At 61.2% G+C, this 16731-nt stretch carries 14 protein-coding genes; 10 read left to right on the top strand and 4 right to left on the bottom strand.

The window, feature by feature from the left end; all coding sequences use genetic code 11:
• The first annotated feature begins 51 nt into the window (after nucleotides 1–51).
• The 3 genes from OYT13_RS15520 (at nucleotide 52) to OYT13_RS15510 (ending at nucleotide 5210) form a co-directional block, all read left to right on the top strand.
• On the top strand, nucleotides 52–2088 hold the full coding sequence (locus tag OYT13_RS15520; protein WP_268566542.1) for a hydantoinase/oxoprolinase family protein: 2037 nt from the start codon (nucleotides 52–54) through the stop codon (nucleotides 2086–2088).
• An 11-nt stretch (nucleotides 2089–2099) separates the two neighbouring features.
• A complete protein-coding gene (locus OYT13_RS15515) occupies nucleotides 2100–3764 on the top strand; it encodes a hydantoinase B/oxoprolinase family protein (protein WP_268566541.1) in 1665 nt (554 codons plus the stop codon).
• Nucleotides 3765–3884: 120 nt separating this feature from the next.
• Nucleotides 3885–5210 (top strand): aspartate aminotransferase family protein, encoded by a 1326-nt coding sequence (locus OYT13_RS15510; protein WP_268566540.1) that lies wholly within the window; start codon nucleotides 3885–3887, stop codon nucleotides 5208–5210.
• Nucleotides 5211–5455: 245 nt separating this feature from the next.
• Here the strand turns inward: OYT13_RS15510 and OYT13_RS15505 are convergent, their stop codons facing one another.
• The 3 genes from OYT13_RS15505 to OYT13_RS15495 all read right to left on the bottom strand — a co-directional run bounded on the left by OYT13_RS15505 (nucleotide 5456) and on the right by OYT13_RS15495 (nucleotide 8228).
• Nucleotides 5456–5914 (bottom strand): cysteine dioxygenase, encoded by a 459-nt coding sequence (locus OYT13_RS15505; RefSeq protein ID WP_268566539.1) that lies wholly within the window; start codon nucleotides 5912–5914, stop codon nucleotides 5456–5458.
• Nucleotides 5907–7069, bottom strand: a protein-coding gene (locus OYT13_RS15500; RefSeq protein WP_268566538.1) for an IS3 family transposase whose coding sequence is annotated in 2 segments (ribosomal slippage) — nucleotides 5907–6805 and nucleotides 6805–7069 — 1164 coding nt in all. Because the reading frame shifts where the segments join, the coding sequence is not laid out codon by codon here. The genes OYT13_RS15505 and OYT13_RS15500 overlap by 8 nt, the downstream gene beginning before the upstream one ends.
• Before the next feature lie 439 nt (nucleotides 7070–7508).
• The gene (locus OYT13_RS15495; protein ID WP_268567888.1) at nucleotides 7509–8228 is read right to left on the bottom strand and encodes a response regulator; all 720 of its coding nucleotides are present in this window, start codon (nucleotides 8226–8228) and stop codon (nucleotides 7509–7511) included.
• Between the two features lie 234 nt (nucleotides 8229–8462).
• Between OYT13_RS15495 and OYT13_RS15490 the strand changes: the two genes are divergently transcribed.
• Genes OYT13_RS15490 through OYT13_RS15460 form a run of 7 tightly spaced genes read left to right on the top strand, consistent with a single transcriptional unit; the run spans nucleotide 8463 to nucleotide 15006 of the window.
• Entirely contained in the window at nucleotides 8463–9101 is a 639-nt protein-coding gene (locus tag OYT13_RS15490) for an energy transducer TonB (protein ID WP_017231930.1), read from the top strand.
• Between the two features lie 53 nt (nucleotides 9102–9154).
• The gene (locus OYT13_RS15485) at nucleotides 9155–9976 is read left to right on the top strand and encodes a MotA/TolQ/ExbB proton channel family protein (protein ID WP_442796415.1); all 822 of its coding nucleotides are present in this window, start codon (nucleotides 9155–9157) and stop codon (nucleotides 9974–9976) included.
• Between the two features lie 4 nt (nucleotides 9977–9980).
• On the top strand, nucleotides 9981–10415 hold the full coding sequence (locus OYT13_RS15480; protein ID WP_026131600.1) for an ExbD/TolR family protein: 435 nt from the start codon (nucleotides 9981–9983) through the stop codon (nucleotides 10413–10415).
• A gap of 31 nt (nucleotides 10416–10446) precedes the next feature.
• Nucleotides 10447–10875: an ExbD/TolR family protein gene (locus OYT13_RS15475; RefSeq protein WP_017231933.1), complete on the top strand. Its 429-nt coding sequence runs from the start codon at nucleotides 10447–10449 to the stop codon at nucleotides 10873–10875.
• 56 nt (nucleotides 10876–10931) lie between these two features.
• Nucleotides 10932–12284, top strand: coding sequence for an MFS transporter (locus tag OYT13_RS15470; RefSeq protein WP_017231934.1), 1353 nt, complete (start codon nucleotides 10932–10934; stop codon nucleotides 12282–12284).
• A gap of 6 nt (nucleotides 12285–12290) precedes the next feature.
• On the top strand, nucleotides 12291–13307 hold the full coding sequence (locus tag OYT13_RS15465; protein ID WP_017231935.1) for a dipeptide epimerase: 1017 nt from the start codon (nucleotides 12291–12293) through the stop codon (nucleotides 13305–13307).
• The gene (locus OYT13_RS15460; RefSeq protein WP_268566537.1) at nucleotides 13294–15006 is read left to right on the top strand and encodes a serine hydrolase domain-containing protein; all 1713 of its coding nucleotides are present in this window, start codon (nucleotides 13294–13296) and stop codon (nucleotides 15004–15006) included. The genes OYT13_RS15465 and OYT13_RS15460 overlap by 14 nt, the downstream gene beginning before the upstream one ends.
• 77 nt (nucleotides 15007–15083) lie before the next feature.
• Here the strand turns inward: OYT13_RS15460 and OYT13_RS15455 are convergent, their stop codons facing one another.
• The gene (locus OYT13_RS15455) at nucleotides 15084–16715 is read right to left on the bottom strand and encodes a serine hydrolase domain-containing protein (RefSeq protein ID WP_268566536.1); all 1632 of its coding nucleotides are present in this window, start codon (nucleotides 16713–16715) and stop codon (nucleotides 15084–15086) included.
• Nucleotides 16716–16731: the final 16 nt, after the last annotated feature.

Below are 16731 nucleotides of genomic sequence, written 5' to 3'. Positions count from 1 at the left end.
TGAAACTGCCCGTCCGATGCTTCGGATGCGGCGCCGTTTGGAGTGAGAGAAATGACGACTACGGTCGGAATCGATGTGGGTGGGACCTTCACAGATCTGGTGTTGATCGACGACAGCACTGGTGCGGTGCGGCTGTCGAAGGTTCCCAGCACGCTGGACAATCAGGCGCGCGGTGTGTTGCAGGCGCTGGCGAACACAGAAGTCCCGCTCGCCAGCATTGGCAGCATTGTGCATGGCACGACAACAACGACCAACGCGGTGCTAGAGCGCAAACTGGCCAAGGTCGGCCTGATCACGACACGTGGGTTTCGTGATGTGCTTGAACTTGGCCGCAGGACCCGTCCGACGGCGTACGGCCTGCGGGGTGGCTTCGTGCCGTTGATTCAGCGTGACATGCGCCTGGAAGTCGACGAGCGCTGCGACGCACAGGGCAATGTTGTGACGCCGCTCGACGAAGGACAACTGATCGCCGCGATGAAGCAATTGGTCGAGCAGGGCGCCGAGTCGCTGTTGATTCACTTCCTTCACGCGTATGCCAATCCCGTTCATGAGCAGCGGGCGCTGGCGCTGGCGCGCGCGCACTGGCCGAACCGTTATGTCACGGCGGGCCATCAGATCACGGCAGAGTTCCGGGAGTACGAGCGGGGCACTGCGGGCGCCGTCAACGCGGCCGTGCAGCCGATTCTGGATCGCTACGTGCAGCGCCTGCAGGACGGCTTGCAGGCAGAGGGATTCGGCACGGATTTGCTGGTGATGCAGGGCAACGGCGGCACAGTGCCGGCTCGCGTAGTCAGCGAGTCGGCTGTCAACACCGTCATGTCGGGACCCGCCTCGGGGGTGATGGCCGCGGCCCATACGTCTCGCGTTTCAGGTTTTCCCAATCTCATTACATACGACATGGGGGGGACGTCGACAGACGTCGCGCTGATCGAAGGCGGCGTGCCCAAGGTGTCGAGTGAGCTCGAACTCGAATATGCGATGCCGATTCACGTGCCGATGGTCGATGTCCACACCGTTGGCGCTGGCGGCGGCTCGATCGCGCGCGTGAATGTCGGTGGAATCTTGCAGGTCGGGCCGGAAAGCGCGGGATCGAAGCCCGGGCCGATCTGTTACGGACGCGGCGGTGAGCTGCCGACGATCACGGACGCCAACCTCGTCCTGGGTCGCCTCGATCCGAACAAGTTGCTCAGCGTCGATAACCGGATATCGCTCGACTACGTTGCAGAACGCATCCTGAAAAACATTGGAGAGCCGTTGGGGCTCGATGCACATGCTGCGGCTGCCGCCATTCTGCGCGTGGGCAACCAGAACATGGCGAACGCCATTCGTCTGGTGAGTCTCGCGCGGGGATACGATCCGCGCGATTTCGCGTTGTTCGGGTTCGGCGGCGCAGGCCCGCTGCATTCGACGGCGCTGGCTCGAGAACTCGGAATTCCGACGGTGCTGGTTCCGGTGCGCCCGGGCCTGACGAACGCGCTGGGCTGTCTGGTGGCGGACGTCCGGCACGACATGGTGCAGTCGTTCAACAGTCCGCTTAACCGCGTCGACGACGTCGAGTTGAGTGCGTGTTTGGCCGGCCAGATCGCGCAAGGACATGAGCGCATTGCGAAGAGCGGCATTGCCGTGCACGGCGTCGAATTGCGCCACACGGCGGACATGCAGTTCCAGGGGCAAAGCCACGTGCTCGTGGTCGATATTGCCCCGGAGCAGGCGACGCGTGAGGCATTGCATGAGGCGTTTGCCAAGGCGTACTGGCAACGCTTCCAGATCGAGCTCTCGGCGTTGCGCCCGGTGCTGGTGTCGCTCAATACAAGTATTGTGGCCAAGCGTCATGTGCCGGATCTGGGCACGCTCGCGAACGCCACTCCCGCTGCAACGTTGGCCCAGGCGCAGACGGGCTCGCGCCCGGTGTGGTTCGAGCAGGGCGGATGGCGTGATACGCCGATCTATCGCCGCGAACTGCTGCCGGCCGGTGAGTTCTCCGGCCCGGCCATTATTGAACAGCTGGATTCCACGACCGTACTGGAGCCGGGCAACGTCGCCCGGCTGGACACGGCGGGCAATCTCATCGTGACAGTGACCGCCTGAACGAGGTTCTCATGACGCAAATCGATTCCGTCACGCTCAGCGTGATTCAAAGTGGGCTGCAGCAAGTCTGCAACGAGATGGACCTGGCGTTCTGCCGCGGGGCATTCTCGCCCGTGATCTCCGAGTCGCAGGATCGCTCGAATGGTATTTACGACCGTGACACGGGGCGCCTGATTGCGCAGGGCGATCTCGGCTTGCCGATCTTCGTCGGCACGATGCAGTTCTCGACGAAGGAGGTCATCCAGCGTGCCAAGGACATTCGTGAAGGCGACATCTACGCCATCAACGACCCCTATCTGGGCGGCACGCACCTCATGGACGTCCGCTTCACGATGCCGTTCTTCTACCGCGGCGAGTTGTTCGCCTGGCTTGCGAACACCGGGCACTGGCCTGACATTGGCGGCATGGTGCCGGGTGGGTTTTCGGCGCATGCCACGGAAATCGAACAGGAGGGCCTGCGTCTGCCGCCGGTCAAGCTGTTCAAGCAGGGTAAGCTCGACGATGAGTTGCTCTCCGTAATCATGTCGAACATCCGGATTCCGGAGCAGCGCATCGGCGACATCAAGGCACAGGCCGCCGCGCTAACCATCGGTGCGCAGCGTCTGACGCAATTGCTTGACCGGTATGGCAAGACGACCGTCGAGACCGCCATCGCCGAGCTCAACAGCCGCTCGGAGGCGCAGATGCGCGAGTGCATCCGGCAAATCCCAGACGGTGAGTATCAAGGTAAGTCGTTCCTGGACTCGGACGGGGTCGTCGACGAGCCGCTCGAAATCCATCTCGTCGTGACCAAACAGGGCGACAGTCTGACGTTCGACCTGTCGAAGTCAAGCCCGCCATGCCAGGGGCCGATGAACAGTGTGCTCGCAACGACCAAGTCGTCCGTGTATCTGGCGATGAAGCACATCTTCCCGGACGTTCCGCTCAACGCGGGCACGTTTGCACCCATCGACGTACGCGATCCGGTGGGCACTTTCCTCGACGCACAGTATCCGCGCCCGGTGTCCGGCTGCGCAGCGGAAGTGAGTCAGCGCATTGCGGAAGCGGTGTTCAATGCGCTGGTTGACGCGATTCCCGACGTGCTGTTTGCCGCGCCGGCAGGCACCACGGCCAATCTAGCGATAGGCGGCCATGATCCGGAGCGGGACCGCTCCTATGTGATGTACGCCATTTCGGGCGGCGGCTACGGCGGCTATTCCGGCGGCGATGGCCTGACCAACGGATGCTCGACCATCGGCATTTCGAAATCTCAGCCCGTGGAGATCCTCGAGCAAAACTATCCGATCCTGTTCGAGCGGTACGCCATTCACGAAGGCTCGGGCGGTGCGGGCGAATTCCGCGGCGGCATGGGGATTCACTTCCGGCTGCGGCTGCTGCGCGGCACCGCCAAGGCGTCGATGGTGATGGATCACGGGAAATTCGGACCGCCGGGAGCTCGTGGCGGCAAGCATGGCGGGATGACGCGCATCGTCATCTATCGCGACGGCAAGCCCTACGAGCCTGAGCATGTCAGCAAGGATCAGGGCATCGTGCTGCGCGCGGGCGACGTTGTCGAAGTGCTGACGCCCGGCGGGGGCGGGTACGGCGATCCGGCCGACCGGCCCCGCGATCAGGTTGAACGCGACATCGCACTCGGCTACTACGCGCGCGAGGTGGCCGAGCGTCTCTTCGCCTGAACGTCGTTCGACGGCGGATTCACCGCATTCGCGGGGGGCGGCGCCTGCCGGCAACGCTGCCCCCCGTGGATTTCCTTTTTCCGTTTCCGGCGCCCATTCCCATTTCCGGACTTGTCAAATATGACCGTAGCCTATCCCTCCGACGATTCGCACTCGCGCAAGTTGTTCGAGCGCGCGCAGCATTACCTCCCCGGCGGCAACACCCGCACCACAGTGTTCATGAAGCCGTATCCGATCTACGCCGTGCGTGGCAAGGGTTGCCGCGTGTGGGACGCCGACGGTGTTGCGCGCATTGACTGCATTAACAATTTCACGTCGCAAATTCACGGGTATGCCCATCCGGCGATCAACGAGGTCATTCACGAGCAAATCGAACTTGGCACGGCGTTCGGCATGCCTACGGCGTCCGAGATCGAACTGGCCAGCCTGTTGTGCGATCGGGTGGCGTCTATCGACGCGGTACGTTTTATGAATTCGGGCACCGAAGCGGTGATGATGGCGCTCAAGGCCGCACGCGCGTATACCGGCCGAGCCAAAATCGCCAAGGTTGAAGGGGCTTATCACGGTTCGTACGATTATTCGGAAGTGAGTCTTGATTCGACGCCGGCGAACTGGGGCGACGCGCATCCTGCCTCGGTCGCCTATGCTGCCGGCACGCCGCGCGGTGTGACCGACGACGTCATTGTGCTGCCATTCAATGATCCGGACGGCGCACGCCGGCTGATCCATCAGCATGGCGCCGATCTGGCGGCGGTACTTGTCGATCCGATGCCCAACCGAGCGGGGCTCGTGCCGGCGTCGATCGATTATCTGCGAGCGATACGCGAAGCCGTCGACGAAGTCGGCGCGCTGTTGATCTTCGACGAGGTCATCAGTTTCCGGCTGGGGTATCACGGGGCGCAGCCGCTCTGGGGTGTTTCGGCGGATCTCACAACGTTGGGCAAAGTCATTGGCGGTGGCTTCCCGGTCGGGGCGGTCGGCGGACGTCGCGACATCATGGAAGTCTTCAGCCCGATCGGCGGCAAGCCAGCATTGCCGCATGGCGGGACGTTTTCGGCTAATCCAATCACGATGCGAGCCGGCGTGGCAGCACTCAAGCTGCTCGACCACGCTGCTTTTCGTCATCTCGACGCGATTGGGGACAGTGTCCGCGACGGATTGCGCGCCGCACTGATACGCCATGGTGTGCCGGGCAAGGTCGTCGGCCGAGGCTCATTGCTAAAGGTACACTTCACCGAGCGCGATGTGATGGACTATCGGTCGGCATTCGCGGATGCGACCGAGGCTCGGCGCCTCGAGACATTCAACCGTGGACTGTTGAACCGGGGCGTGCTGGCAGCGAGCTATGGGTTAATGGCACTCTCTACGGCGATGAACGGCGACGACGTCGCGGAAATTGTTGCCGCAATGGAGGGGGCGGTCGAAGACGTGCAGCGATTGGGTTAATGATCCTGCACAACAAACGGAGGGCGATGTTTTCGGCGTAGCGCGCTCGAATATGGCGGACAAGCTGGCGCAAACGAGCCGATGGCCCCGCCGGAAGCGTAGCTGCGGTGGCGTCGGCCGCAGCTACGGCTTGCGCCGTGGCTAGACGCAAGACATAAGCATTGAGTCTTGAGATGGGCGTCGAGTTTGCATAGCGCAAATCGGCGCGCCCCGAAGAGCACCCGCCACGGCAAACCCTTGACGGCCTACGCGGAGATCTCTGCCTCGTTGGAGTAGCCTGAAATAAAGCTCTTTTGCGCGCTCGTATGGGGGTCGAAGACATGTCGCGAAATCCGTCCAATGTTTCCGCCGTAAACATGAACGCTGATCGAGACACGATCTTCGTACGTGTTGGCGACCCTGTGGATGTCGCCTGTTAGCGGGGAAATGCTTTCGACAGTCCCTGGCTTGAGGTACTCGATCCCGAGCGATCGCATTGGTTCGCCCGGCGCGCCGACTTCAAACGATTCGGCGCGCTCGCCACCGCGCAACATACCGATCAGCGCCCAGACCGTGTGGTTATGAATCGGCGTTTTCTGGCCCGGCCCCCAAACAAAGCTGACAACCGAAAAGCGATCGGCCGGATCGGCATGTAGCAGGTATTGTTGGTAATACTGCGGATGCGGTTGCGCATACGGTTCAGGAAGCTTGTAGTGGTCAACCAATCCCGGACACTGCGTTAAGTTTTTCTTCTGCGACTGCCGGCGCCACACCGTTATTGAATTGATGTGGTCGAATCCAGTTGTACCGCTGCATCAGGTAATGGCTGATGTCCCGATGCGCTTCTCCAGCACTCATGTATCCAGTGCTCGGCACCCATTCCGTTTTCAAGCTTCGGAACAGGCGTTCCATCGGGCTGTTATCCCAACAATTTCCACGCCGACTCATGCTCTGCTTGATTCGATAGCGCCATAGTCTCTGACGGAATTTCCGGCTGACATATTGACCGCCCTGGTCACTGCGGAACATTAAGTCCGTAGGCCGACCGCGTTGCTCGAACGCCATGTCTAATGCCTTCACCACCAGGTCGGCATCGGGGCTCGTCGAGAATGACCAGCCGACAACGCGGCGAGTGAACAGGTCCAACACCACGGCCAAATAAAGCCAGCGCCCCTGTGCCCATAAATACGTGATGTCGCCGCACCAGACTTGATTCGCTGCCGCCACATCGAACTCGCGATTCAAGACGTTCGGAATGTCGATGCGCTCCACCGTAGCGCGCTTGTATGCGTGGTTGCCAGGTTGCTTGCAAATCAAGCCGAGCTCGTCCATCAGACGGCTGACCTTAAAGCGCCCAATCGTCGTGCCTTGCTCGCGCAGCATGCCCATGATGCTGCGGCTGCCTGCTGAGCTTCGGCTCTCGACAAACAACTCGTGCACGCGACTGCGCAGTGCCATTCGTGCCGCATCAACTCGCGCTCGACGATGTCTGTATGCGTAAAAGCACGACCGAGGTATATCGAACAACTCACACAACATGGCTACCGGAACGCCGTCGCCGAACTGGTCGATTATTTCGTACGTTCTATCCCTTCCGACATCAGTAGCGCAGTAGCTTTTTTTAAAATGGTCTTCTCCCTCTCGAGGCGTTCAACCCGCGCTTCCAGTTCCTGGATCCGCTGCTGCTCTGGCGTCATTGCAGGACCCTGAGGCGTGATGCCTCGGCGTTCCTGGTGCAGTTGTTGAACCCAACGGCGCAGAACCGACTCCGCGACCCCGACCGACCGGCTGGCATCGACGTGGCTATAGCTCTGGTCGACGACCAGAGACGTAGCACTGCGCTTGAACTCAGGGGAAAACGTACGACGTTGCTTGCTCATCAGACACCTCTTCGTGGCGAGTATTTTCGCCTAAATTGGTGTCCGGGGAGATTAGACCACTACAGCTCAATGCTGATCGGTTGGTCGGCGCAGTGGGGCGCCGGCTGGGTCGTCGCACTTGCGGCCATCGGTAGCTTCTTCATTCTGGCCGATTCGGGCGTGCTTTCCGCCGCCATGACGGACGAGGTGCCGGCGGCGTACCTGGGCCGCGTGATGGGCGTCCGATCAATTCTGGGGTTTGGCGCTGGCGCGCTTGCACCAATGACCTTCGGCGCAACGCTCGATTGGACGCACCAGTGGGGGGGGGGCGTACCTGTCTCTGGCCGGCGGTGGGGTGGTCGCGTTTCTGGCTGCCGTGATGTTACGAAGAATCACGGCACCTGTGGCGAACGTGACTGCCGTGAGACGGTCCCCCGTGTGACCAACTGGGACTTTTTGCCTACCCCTCCATATCTGATCGTGCGCGAACGTCAAGCATGTAGCCTTCTCCGCGTATCGTCCGTAGCAATCGTGGCTCCTTGATGTCCTCTCGCAACTTTTGCCGCAGCCTTGATATCTGTACGTCGATGCTGCGATCAAATGCATCGATCGACTTCCCTCGGGCCGTATCCATCAAATACTCACGACTCAGCACGCGCCCGGGTGCGGAAAGAAATGCGTTCAGCAGTCTGAATTCCGCGTTCGAGAGCGGAATGACGGTGTTGTCGGGCGCAATGAGATGGCGACCGATCAAACTCAGGCGCCATCCCGCGAATCGCCGCTCGTCCTTTGGCTCAGGTGTCGACCTCGTTTGCGCTCGGGTACGACGAAGAATGGTTTGAATTCGTGCCACCAACTCGCGCGGCTCAAACGGCTTTACGACATAGTCGTCGGCACCCAGTTCGAGGCCAACAATTCGGTCAGTCATTTCGCCGCGCGCGGTGAGCATGATGATGGGAATTTCCGACGACGTGCGCAATTCTCTGCATAGCGTAAGGCCGTCGCTGTCCGGAAGCATCAAATCGAGTACGACGATGTCGATATCGTTGTGCTCGAGCACGTCGTGCATCTCCTCGCCGCTCGCCGCCTGCATACAGGTTATGCCAAAGCCGGCAAGGCACTCGCAAAGCAGACTACGTATCTGTGCATCGTCGTCGACTACAAGTACGCGCGTTGCCATGGTCATGTTCCTCTCTTGGTCTCTCGCCAGGTCGAATCGAATCTCCCGATTTCCGGATTATCCGCGACAAACGTGCCGACAATCTTGCGCAATTGTTGCAGTCTCGAAACATTCGGTGCCCGTGCACCGCATCTCCTATGTATCAAACCCGATACAAAGTCGAGATGAAACAGAAATACCCGAGCCGTAACGTGACTCCACACAAGACATATGCAAGCAGGAGCCACGTAGTCCATGAATTACGCCCAACCCAAACCGCCCGCGCGGCGACTGCTCGGAATCGGCGTTGCACTGCTCGTGCACGCAGTCATTCTGTATGCCTTGCTCAGTGGGCTGGCAACCCGTGTCGCGACGATCATCCAGGCGCCCATTGAGACACGAATCATCGAGGAGATCAAACCTCCCCCCCCTCCGCCACCGCCCCCTCCGGTAAAGAAGATCGCGCCGCCTCCACGCCCCGTGGTCCAACCGAAGGCTTACGTGCCGCCGCCTGAAGTTCAGGTACCGGCAGCGCCACAACCCAATGCGATTGCCGTTCAATCCGACAAGCCCGTCGCCACGACACCGGTGGCGCCACCTGCGCCTCCCGTAAGCAAGCCGGTGGCGGGCAACGTCGGCGTCGTTTGCCCGAACTCCGCGCAAGTCCGGGCCGCCATCCGGTACCCGCGCGAAGCGCTTCGCGACAACATCACGGGCAACGTGCTCGTCGAGTTTGTTGTCGGGACCGACGGGCAGATCAAACAGCTTCGTGTCGCCCGATCGGCTGCCCCGGCGCTGGACCGAGCGGCTGAGAACGCGGTCCGGCAGTTTCATTGCGTCGCGCAGGGCCAGGAGGTACGCGTTCAGGTTCCGTTCGATTTTCAACTCAATTGAGGCTGTCCTCGGCAGCCCATATGCAACCCTGCATTCACGTCAAGGAGACGATCATGTTTCAGTTCCAATCTCGTGCCAAAACGCGTGCGCGCGGCTCGGCGGTCTCGATGGCCGTCGTATCGATGATCGCGGCGTTCCCCTCGCTCAACGCCCATGCGGCCTCGACGGTGACCAACCCGTACGGGCTGCAAGCCCTGTGGGAAGGCGGCGATATGATCGCTCGCGGAACCCTGCTCATCCTCGTGGTCATGTCCATGGGGAGTTGGTACATCATCGTTGCCAAACTGCTCGAACAAGCGAAGGTCCTGCGTCGGGCGCGCGCCGCGGAAAAAAAGTTCTGGAACGCCGCTTCCCTGTCCGAAGGCGTCCGGTCACTCGATGCGGAAAGCCCGTTTCGCTACATTGCCGAGACCGGGCTATCGGCCCGTGATCATCACAAGGGGGCAATGCTTGACCAGGCCGATTTGAATACCTGGGTCGCGAGCGCCATCGAACGTGCCATGACCGGCGTATCGAATCGGCTCCAGGATGGGTTGTCCTTCTTGGGTACCGTCGGTTCGACGGCCCCCTTCGTCGGACTTTTCGGTACCGTTTGGGGCATCTATCACGCGCTCACCGCCATCGGTATTGCCGGGCAAGCCTCCATCGACAAGGTCGCAGGGCCTGTGGGCGAAGCGCTGATCATGACGGCCATCGGCCTGGCGGTCGCCGTGCCTGCCGTGCTCGGATACAACTGGCTTGTCCGTCGCAACAAGGCCGTCATGGAACGCGTGCGTGATTTCGGAAGTGAACTGCACAACGTGCTGCTCACCGGAAAAACGACAGCGTCCGCCGTCGTGGCGACCCGCACCTCGCAAGTCGCTCGCGTGGGGTGATGCCATGGCAATGACCGTACCTGGCGGGAGTGGCGGCGCAGAGCACGACGAGGTTATGGCGACCATCAACACGACGCCGCTGGTCGACGTGATGCTGGTCCTACTCATCATCTTCCTGATCACCATTCCTGTGGTCTCGCACACCGTTCCCGTCACTCTGCCGAAGGAAGCGGTTCAACCCCTGCAGACCACGCCTCAGAACGTTGTCCTCGCCGTCACGCGAGACGGTGAGGTCTATTGGGACGAGCGACGCATTCCCGATGCGTCAACGTTGCTGGAGAAACTCAAGACGGTCGCCGTATTGACACCCCAACCCGAAGTGCAGATTCGCGGCGACCTCGATGCTCGCTACGCCGCGATCGGACGCGTTGTCCTGGCATGCCAGCGTGCAGGCATCGCCAAGGTCGACTTCATTACGGAAGCGCCACCGCGCCAATAGCGCTCGATGCGCACCACATCAGGAGACTGCCATGGCAATGACCATGCCATCGGGCGCTGGCGAGAACAGCGACATTTTGGTGGAGATCAACACGACACCACTCATCGACGTCATGTTGGTGCTTCTGATCATGTTGATTCTCACCATCCCGATCCAGACGCATGCCGTAAAACTCGACATGCCCACGCCCTCCAACGCCGCCCCCACGATCCCGCCGCTCGTCGTGCAGATCGACGTCGATGCGAGCGGTGTCGTCGCATGGAACGGCTTGCCGCTCAGCGACCGTGGTCAATTGGAAACCCATCTCACCGAAGCCGCGACGTCAACGCCGCCGACGGAGCTGCACCTGCGTGCCGACGCGCAAGCCCCCTATCGGTCGGTCGCCATGGTCATGGCGTCCGCGCAACGGCTGGGGGTGACACGCATTGGACTGGTTGGCAACGAGCGCTTCGCAAAATGACACCTTGTCTCCCTGCCAGTGTCCTCGCGCGCTGACGCACTAAAACTGGACTTCCAATGTTCGATTCGAATACCGAAATTCCGCCGTATGCAACGACGGCACGCCGCGAAGGATATGCGCGTGTCGGGGCGTGGCTAGGGCTTTTGGCCCTCGTCATCGTGACCTTCTTCGCCAACGTTGATCGCCAGATGCTGGTGCTGTTGGCCGAACTCATCCGCACAGAGTTCGGCCTTGCCGACATTCAGGTGGGGCTTTTGCAAGGTGCCGGTATCGCGCTGTTTGCCGGTGCGGCGGCCATACCGATCGGATGGCTCGCGGACCGAGTGGACCGCCGTGTCATTCTGGCGCTTTGCATCCTTCTCTGGAGCGCCGCGACTGCCGCTTGCGGTTTGGCGACCGGATTCTGGACACTCTTCATCGCATCGATCGGCCTGGGCATCGGCGAAGCGGGACTCATGCCGATTATCTACGGCTTGCTTCCCGACCTTTTCCCCGCACGTCAGCGCATCCTCGCCAACTCCGTCTTTGCCCTGGTCAATCTATTGAGCGCCGGTGCAGGCATGGCACTTGGCGGGTTGCTGATCCAGGGGATCGACACGATGCATGGCGCATTACCGTTCCATCTGGGAAGCGTGTCCACGTGGCGTATTGCATTCTTCGCCGTCGCGGTACCTGCGCCGTTGCTGGTGCTGATCGTCGCGCTGATCCGACCGCGCTACGCGCATTCGGACATCAAGGGCGCGACGGACAACGCGCTGGCACCCGGACTCGCGGCTCGGGAATACTTCCGCCGGGAGATGCCGATGATGATCCGCTTCTTTGGTGCGATCGCATTGGTCAACATGGCCTTCGCGGGCATTACGAGCTGGATGCCGGTCGTTGCCGTCCGCTTCTTTGGCGCAACGCCGGCAACGGCCGGCGCCGGACTGGGCGGCGCCGCGATGATCGGTAGCGTCATCGGATGCTTTCTCGGCTGGCTGCTCGCTCGCCGCCTTGGCACACGACTCGGCGTGCTCGCCCCGCTGCGCGTATGCGAGTGGGGCGCCCTCGGGGCCTGCGTCGTCAGCCTCGGCTATTTGATCGCGCCATCCGTGTCGTATGTCTACGTCCTGTTCGGCGCCCAGTTCATGTGCGTCGTGGCGGGCATGATCATGTTTCCCGGCTTGATGCAGAGCATTTGCCCGCCGTATCTGCGATCGAGAGTGGCGGCCATCGGGGTCCTGGCAACGGTGCTGATGCAGTCCGGCAGTCCTGTGGCCATCGGCCTGATATCGGATCACCTGCACCGCACCGCCTCTGGTCTGATATGGGCCATCGTTGCCGTGGCGCTGTCCGGATTCATCGTGGCCTGTCTCCTAATGCGCAGTGCGGCCAATGCCGTACGCCTTGCCATCGAACGCTACGCCTGAGATCAAATGACAATTCCCTGCACGCTTTCCGTTCTCATCGAACGGTGGCCGTTGGCCACCCCCTTTCACATCTCGGGTCACACCGTTGAAGCGGCCCGCGTTCTGGTCGTATCGTTGAGGTCCGGTCAGCACGAAGGTCGGGGAGAGGCCGCCGGCGTCTACTACCGGGCAGAAACGCCGGACAGTATGGCCGAGCAGCTTGCCGCCGTGCGTCCCGACATCGAGCGCGGCATCTCCCGGGAGGACCTCATCGAGCTGATGCCGGCAGGCGGTGCAAGAAATGCCGTCGATGCGGCGCTATGGTCTCTGGCCGCTCAGTGTTCCGGCATGACGGTCGCGCGATTGGCCGGACGCTCACGCCTGCGCCCGCTGCGGACCTCATTCACGGTCGGTGTGGATACAGCGCGAGCCATGGCCGAGGCGGCCCGCGGTTACGAGGGCGCCGTTGCATTGAAGATCAAACTGGACGGTAGCCCGCTCGACGCAGATCGACTCCTCGCGATTCGAGCGGCTTGCCCTGGCGTCGAACTGTCTGTCGACGCCAATCAGGGATGGACACAAGCCCACATGATGCAAATGCTGCCGGTCATGCAGCGAGTTGGCGTCGACCTGCTCGAACAACCCTTGCCGGTCGGCGAGGACGAATGCCTTGAATCGATGCAGTACCCGATTCGCATGGCCGCGGATGAATCGTTTCAGGATCTGGACGATCTTGCCACCGTCGCGCGCAGGTATGACGTTGTCAACGTCAAGCTCGACAAATGCGGTGGACTCACGCGAGCGCTTTCGCTGGTTACGCCCATTCGAGACCTCGGACTCTCGGTAATGGTTGGATGCATGCCCTGCACCTCGCTCGGCGTCGCCCCGGCCTACCTTCTGGGGCAGTTGTGTGACCGGGTCGATCTCGATGGGCCCTGCTTTCTGGCAGAAGATCGCACGCCCGCGTTCCAATACCGGAATGGGTATCTGCTAAGCCCCGATAGCCACTGGGGCCGCGAGGATGCGCAGCATGAGAAAAATTGATTCAGGCGGATATGCCGTGTCGACTCGGGAGCGATTTGACGGCGAAGCGCTGACGGCGCTGTTTGATCCGTTCAACCAAAGCGATGCGCCGGGCGTCGTCGTTGCCGCCGCGATTGACGGCGAGGTCGTGTTACGCCGTGCGTTCGGCATCGCGAACACGGGATTAGGGGTTGGATTGGATGTGCGAACCCGGCTGCGTATCGGATCGACGACCAAGCACATGACGTGCCTCGCCGCCTTGCTGCTCCAGGAAGCGAATGCGCTGGACATTGATGCACCGATCCGCCGCTATTTACCGGAACTGACAGGTATCGCTGGCGAGCCGTCCCTGCGCTCGCTCATGTTTCACACAAGCGGACAGCGTTGCGCGCTCGACATCTCGCTTCTCACCAACGGATTGGCGGCGCCGCAGGCCGGCTACATGCTTGACATTCAGCGCCGGCAGACAAGTGTCAACTTTCCAGCGGGCGAGCGGATGATGTACTGCAACGGCGGATATCACCTGATTTCGTTGGCGATTGAGCGTATCAGCGCGCAATCGTTCGCATCGTTCCTCGCTTCCGAAATCTTCGCACCGTTGGGCATGAACGATACGTTCTGCCTGTCCGACGATTTTCAGCTCCAAAGCCATATGGCCGCTAGCCACGTCAAAACCGGCGAACGATCTTACAACCGGGGAATATTTCCTTTGCGTGAGATTCTTGGCGAAGGCAGCGTCGTCTCGTGCGTGGACGACATGCTCAAATGGTGCGCCCATTTGCGCGGGGAAAAATTGGTGGGAAGCCGCGCCACTTGGGAAATGATGTTCTCGTCGCCAACGTTCTCCAGCGGCCTGCGCAGCGATTACATGATGGGATTGAAGCGCACGCAATATCGCGGGTGCGAACTGGTCCATCACGCAGGCGGTGTCGTCGGGGGAACATGCCAAATGCTGTGCGTTCCCGAGCACGGCGTCGATGTCGTTCTGCTTAGTAATGGAGCCGTCTCAGCGCCGACTACGCTCTCACTTCGCATACTGGATGTCTTGTTGGCCGACGAGATGAAGGGCGACGCCGCTCCGAAACCTGCCAGAATGGTTCCCGCACTCGGACGAGGCGGGACCTATCGCGAAGCGAGCGGGGACATCGTGTACGACATCACCGAGCGCGACGGAATCATGACGCTCAGCGGTCCGCTGGAACCGAGCGCTCCCACGCTATATGAACGCGATTCCACCGAAACCGATACGGGCGAATTTGCACTGGAGTCGAGCGGTGACGGCACATTCCTGTTCCACTGGGAACCCGCGATCGACCCGGACGAAGTAGGGCAGTTGTGCATCTCTCATTGCGGCCACGCGACACCCTATCGCCGCGTCGAGATGCCAGCGTCGGTGAGCATCGAGGACATCGACATCCTAAGCGGCGCCTACGCCAGCGAAGAAGCAGATGCTCGCGCTACGCTACGCCGTTCGGAGGCGGGACAAGCTGTTCGCGGCGACGCTTGCGCGATCATGTCACTCGAGATCGTGGGCAGAGCGGGCAAATGCCATTACGACGTCTTTCCCGTGGACATCGATCTCTTCCGCTTTTCGCCACGAGGGCCGAACGCCATCACAGGGGGAACGATTTCTATCGTCAGGCGCCCAGGCACTCGGAATGTCGACGGATTTTCGATCAATACCCCCCGGACGCGAAACCTTCTATTCGCGAAATCCTGAGCGTAAGCGTCGCCCCGCCCGCCACGCATCGGCAGGCGGCGGGAACTCACGTTTAGAGTTCCCGCCGCACGGCGACGTTATCCGATACGAGAGAACTGCAGGGCCCGCGTGCGGGACGTGTAGAGGGAAAAAGCGGTAGCCTTGTCCTCGCGACGCTCAACAAGCGCAGTGCCCGAAGATAATGCCGAGGCATCGGCAGGCTCGAAGGTCCAGGCATCCCGGGTTAGCGGACTCAGGCGATAACGCGCACCTCCCGCAGCGCCACGAATGGACAGCGTCAGAAGCCCATCCTCAATCGAGACGACGGCATGCGCGTCGGCATCGTGGCTGAAGTATTGACCACAGAGCCCTTCCATCTCCAACCCAACCGGTGGGGCACCTTCATGGCGGCTCAGTGTGACGGCACATCCGCATTCGATGTAATCGATTGCCGTCACTTCGCCCGACGCCGCACGTGCATGGGGTATGACGCGAGTCTGCGCGCCTGCACCGTCTTCGATACAGTACCCACTCTCGAGCGCGATTAGCGGCTGAGGAGGATGTTGCTGGTTGTGCGTTACTGCGTGCAGACGCCCGTCCTGCTCAACGATATCCACCAACTGAAGGGGGGCGACGGACAGATACCTCCCGAGCAACCCGGGATTCTCAGAAGCCAGTTGCGCTACCGGTCGGGGCGACCCAAGCAATTCATCACCAAGGACGATATCCACAATCTCGGTCGCAAGCGCCGTGGGATCGACCGGTGCGCCGTTGCTCATCAGAATGATATCCAATGCGTGCGAGGGAACCGTCAGCATCTGGCATGTTCCGCCGAAAACGCCGCCCGCGTGATGAATGGTTTCGACATTACGATACCGTGAACGCATCAACCCCAGGGCGTAGACGCCGACTTCCCCGCTCGAATATTGAGGCATCGTCAGCATTTCACGCCACGTTTCGGGACTTCCCAGTTTGACCGGATGACGAAGATGGCCGGCCCACTTCAACATATCGTCGATCGTGGAAACGATACCGCCTTCGCCCAAGACATCGACGGTCGGAAACAACCCACGGATATACCCGCCAGCGCCGTCGGGAACATGCTGTGTGGCCATGCGCGGCCGGATTCGCAAGTCGTCGCTGACGGATTCGGTGTCGTTCATGCCCATGACGCGGAAGATCCGCTGCTCAAGAAACTGCTCGAACGACGTGCCGCTCACGCGCGCGATGATATGCGACAGCAGCTGATATCCACCGTTGCAATAGAGCATGCGCTCCCCGGGGGGGAAATTGACGTCTCGTTGCCGTAGCTCGACCGCCAGCGGCACGCCCGGCCCAATCATGGAAACGCCTTGCGTGATCACCGACAAATCCAGATAACAGCGATAGCCGCTGGTGTGCGTCATCAACTGGCGCAGCGTGGGTTCACCCGCCAACTCGGGCAGTTCCGGCATATACGTGCGAGCACCCGCATCGATATCCAACTTGCCGTCCTCGGCAAGAAGCAGGGCGGCAAGGCAAGTGAAATGCTTGCTGGTCGAGCCAATCCGCATCCGGGTCGCCGGCGTGTTGGCGACGCCATGTTCGAGGCTCGTCATGCCGAACCCCTTGCGGTACAGTGCCCGTCCTTCACGGGCGACCCCGACCACGAGGCCCGGCGCGTCGCTCCGATTGAACCGCGCCAGATGCGCGTCGAGGCGAGCGTGCAAGTCTTTCTGCTGCAAAGTCATTTGAAGTTCTCCAATA

The organism is Pandoraea sp. XJJ-1, assembly GCF_026802345.1.
Classification (GTDB): domain Bacteria; phylum Pseudomonadota; class Gammaproteobacteria; order Burkholderiales; family Burkholderiaceae; genus Pandoraea; species Pandoraea cepalis.
Note: the sequence above shows the minus strand (reverse complement) of the source record. Positions and strands in the feature narration are given on the sequence as shown.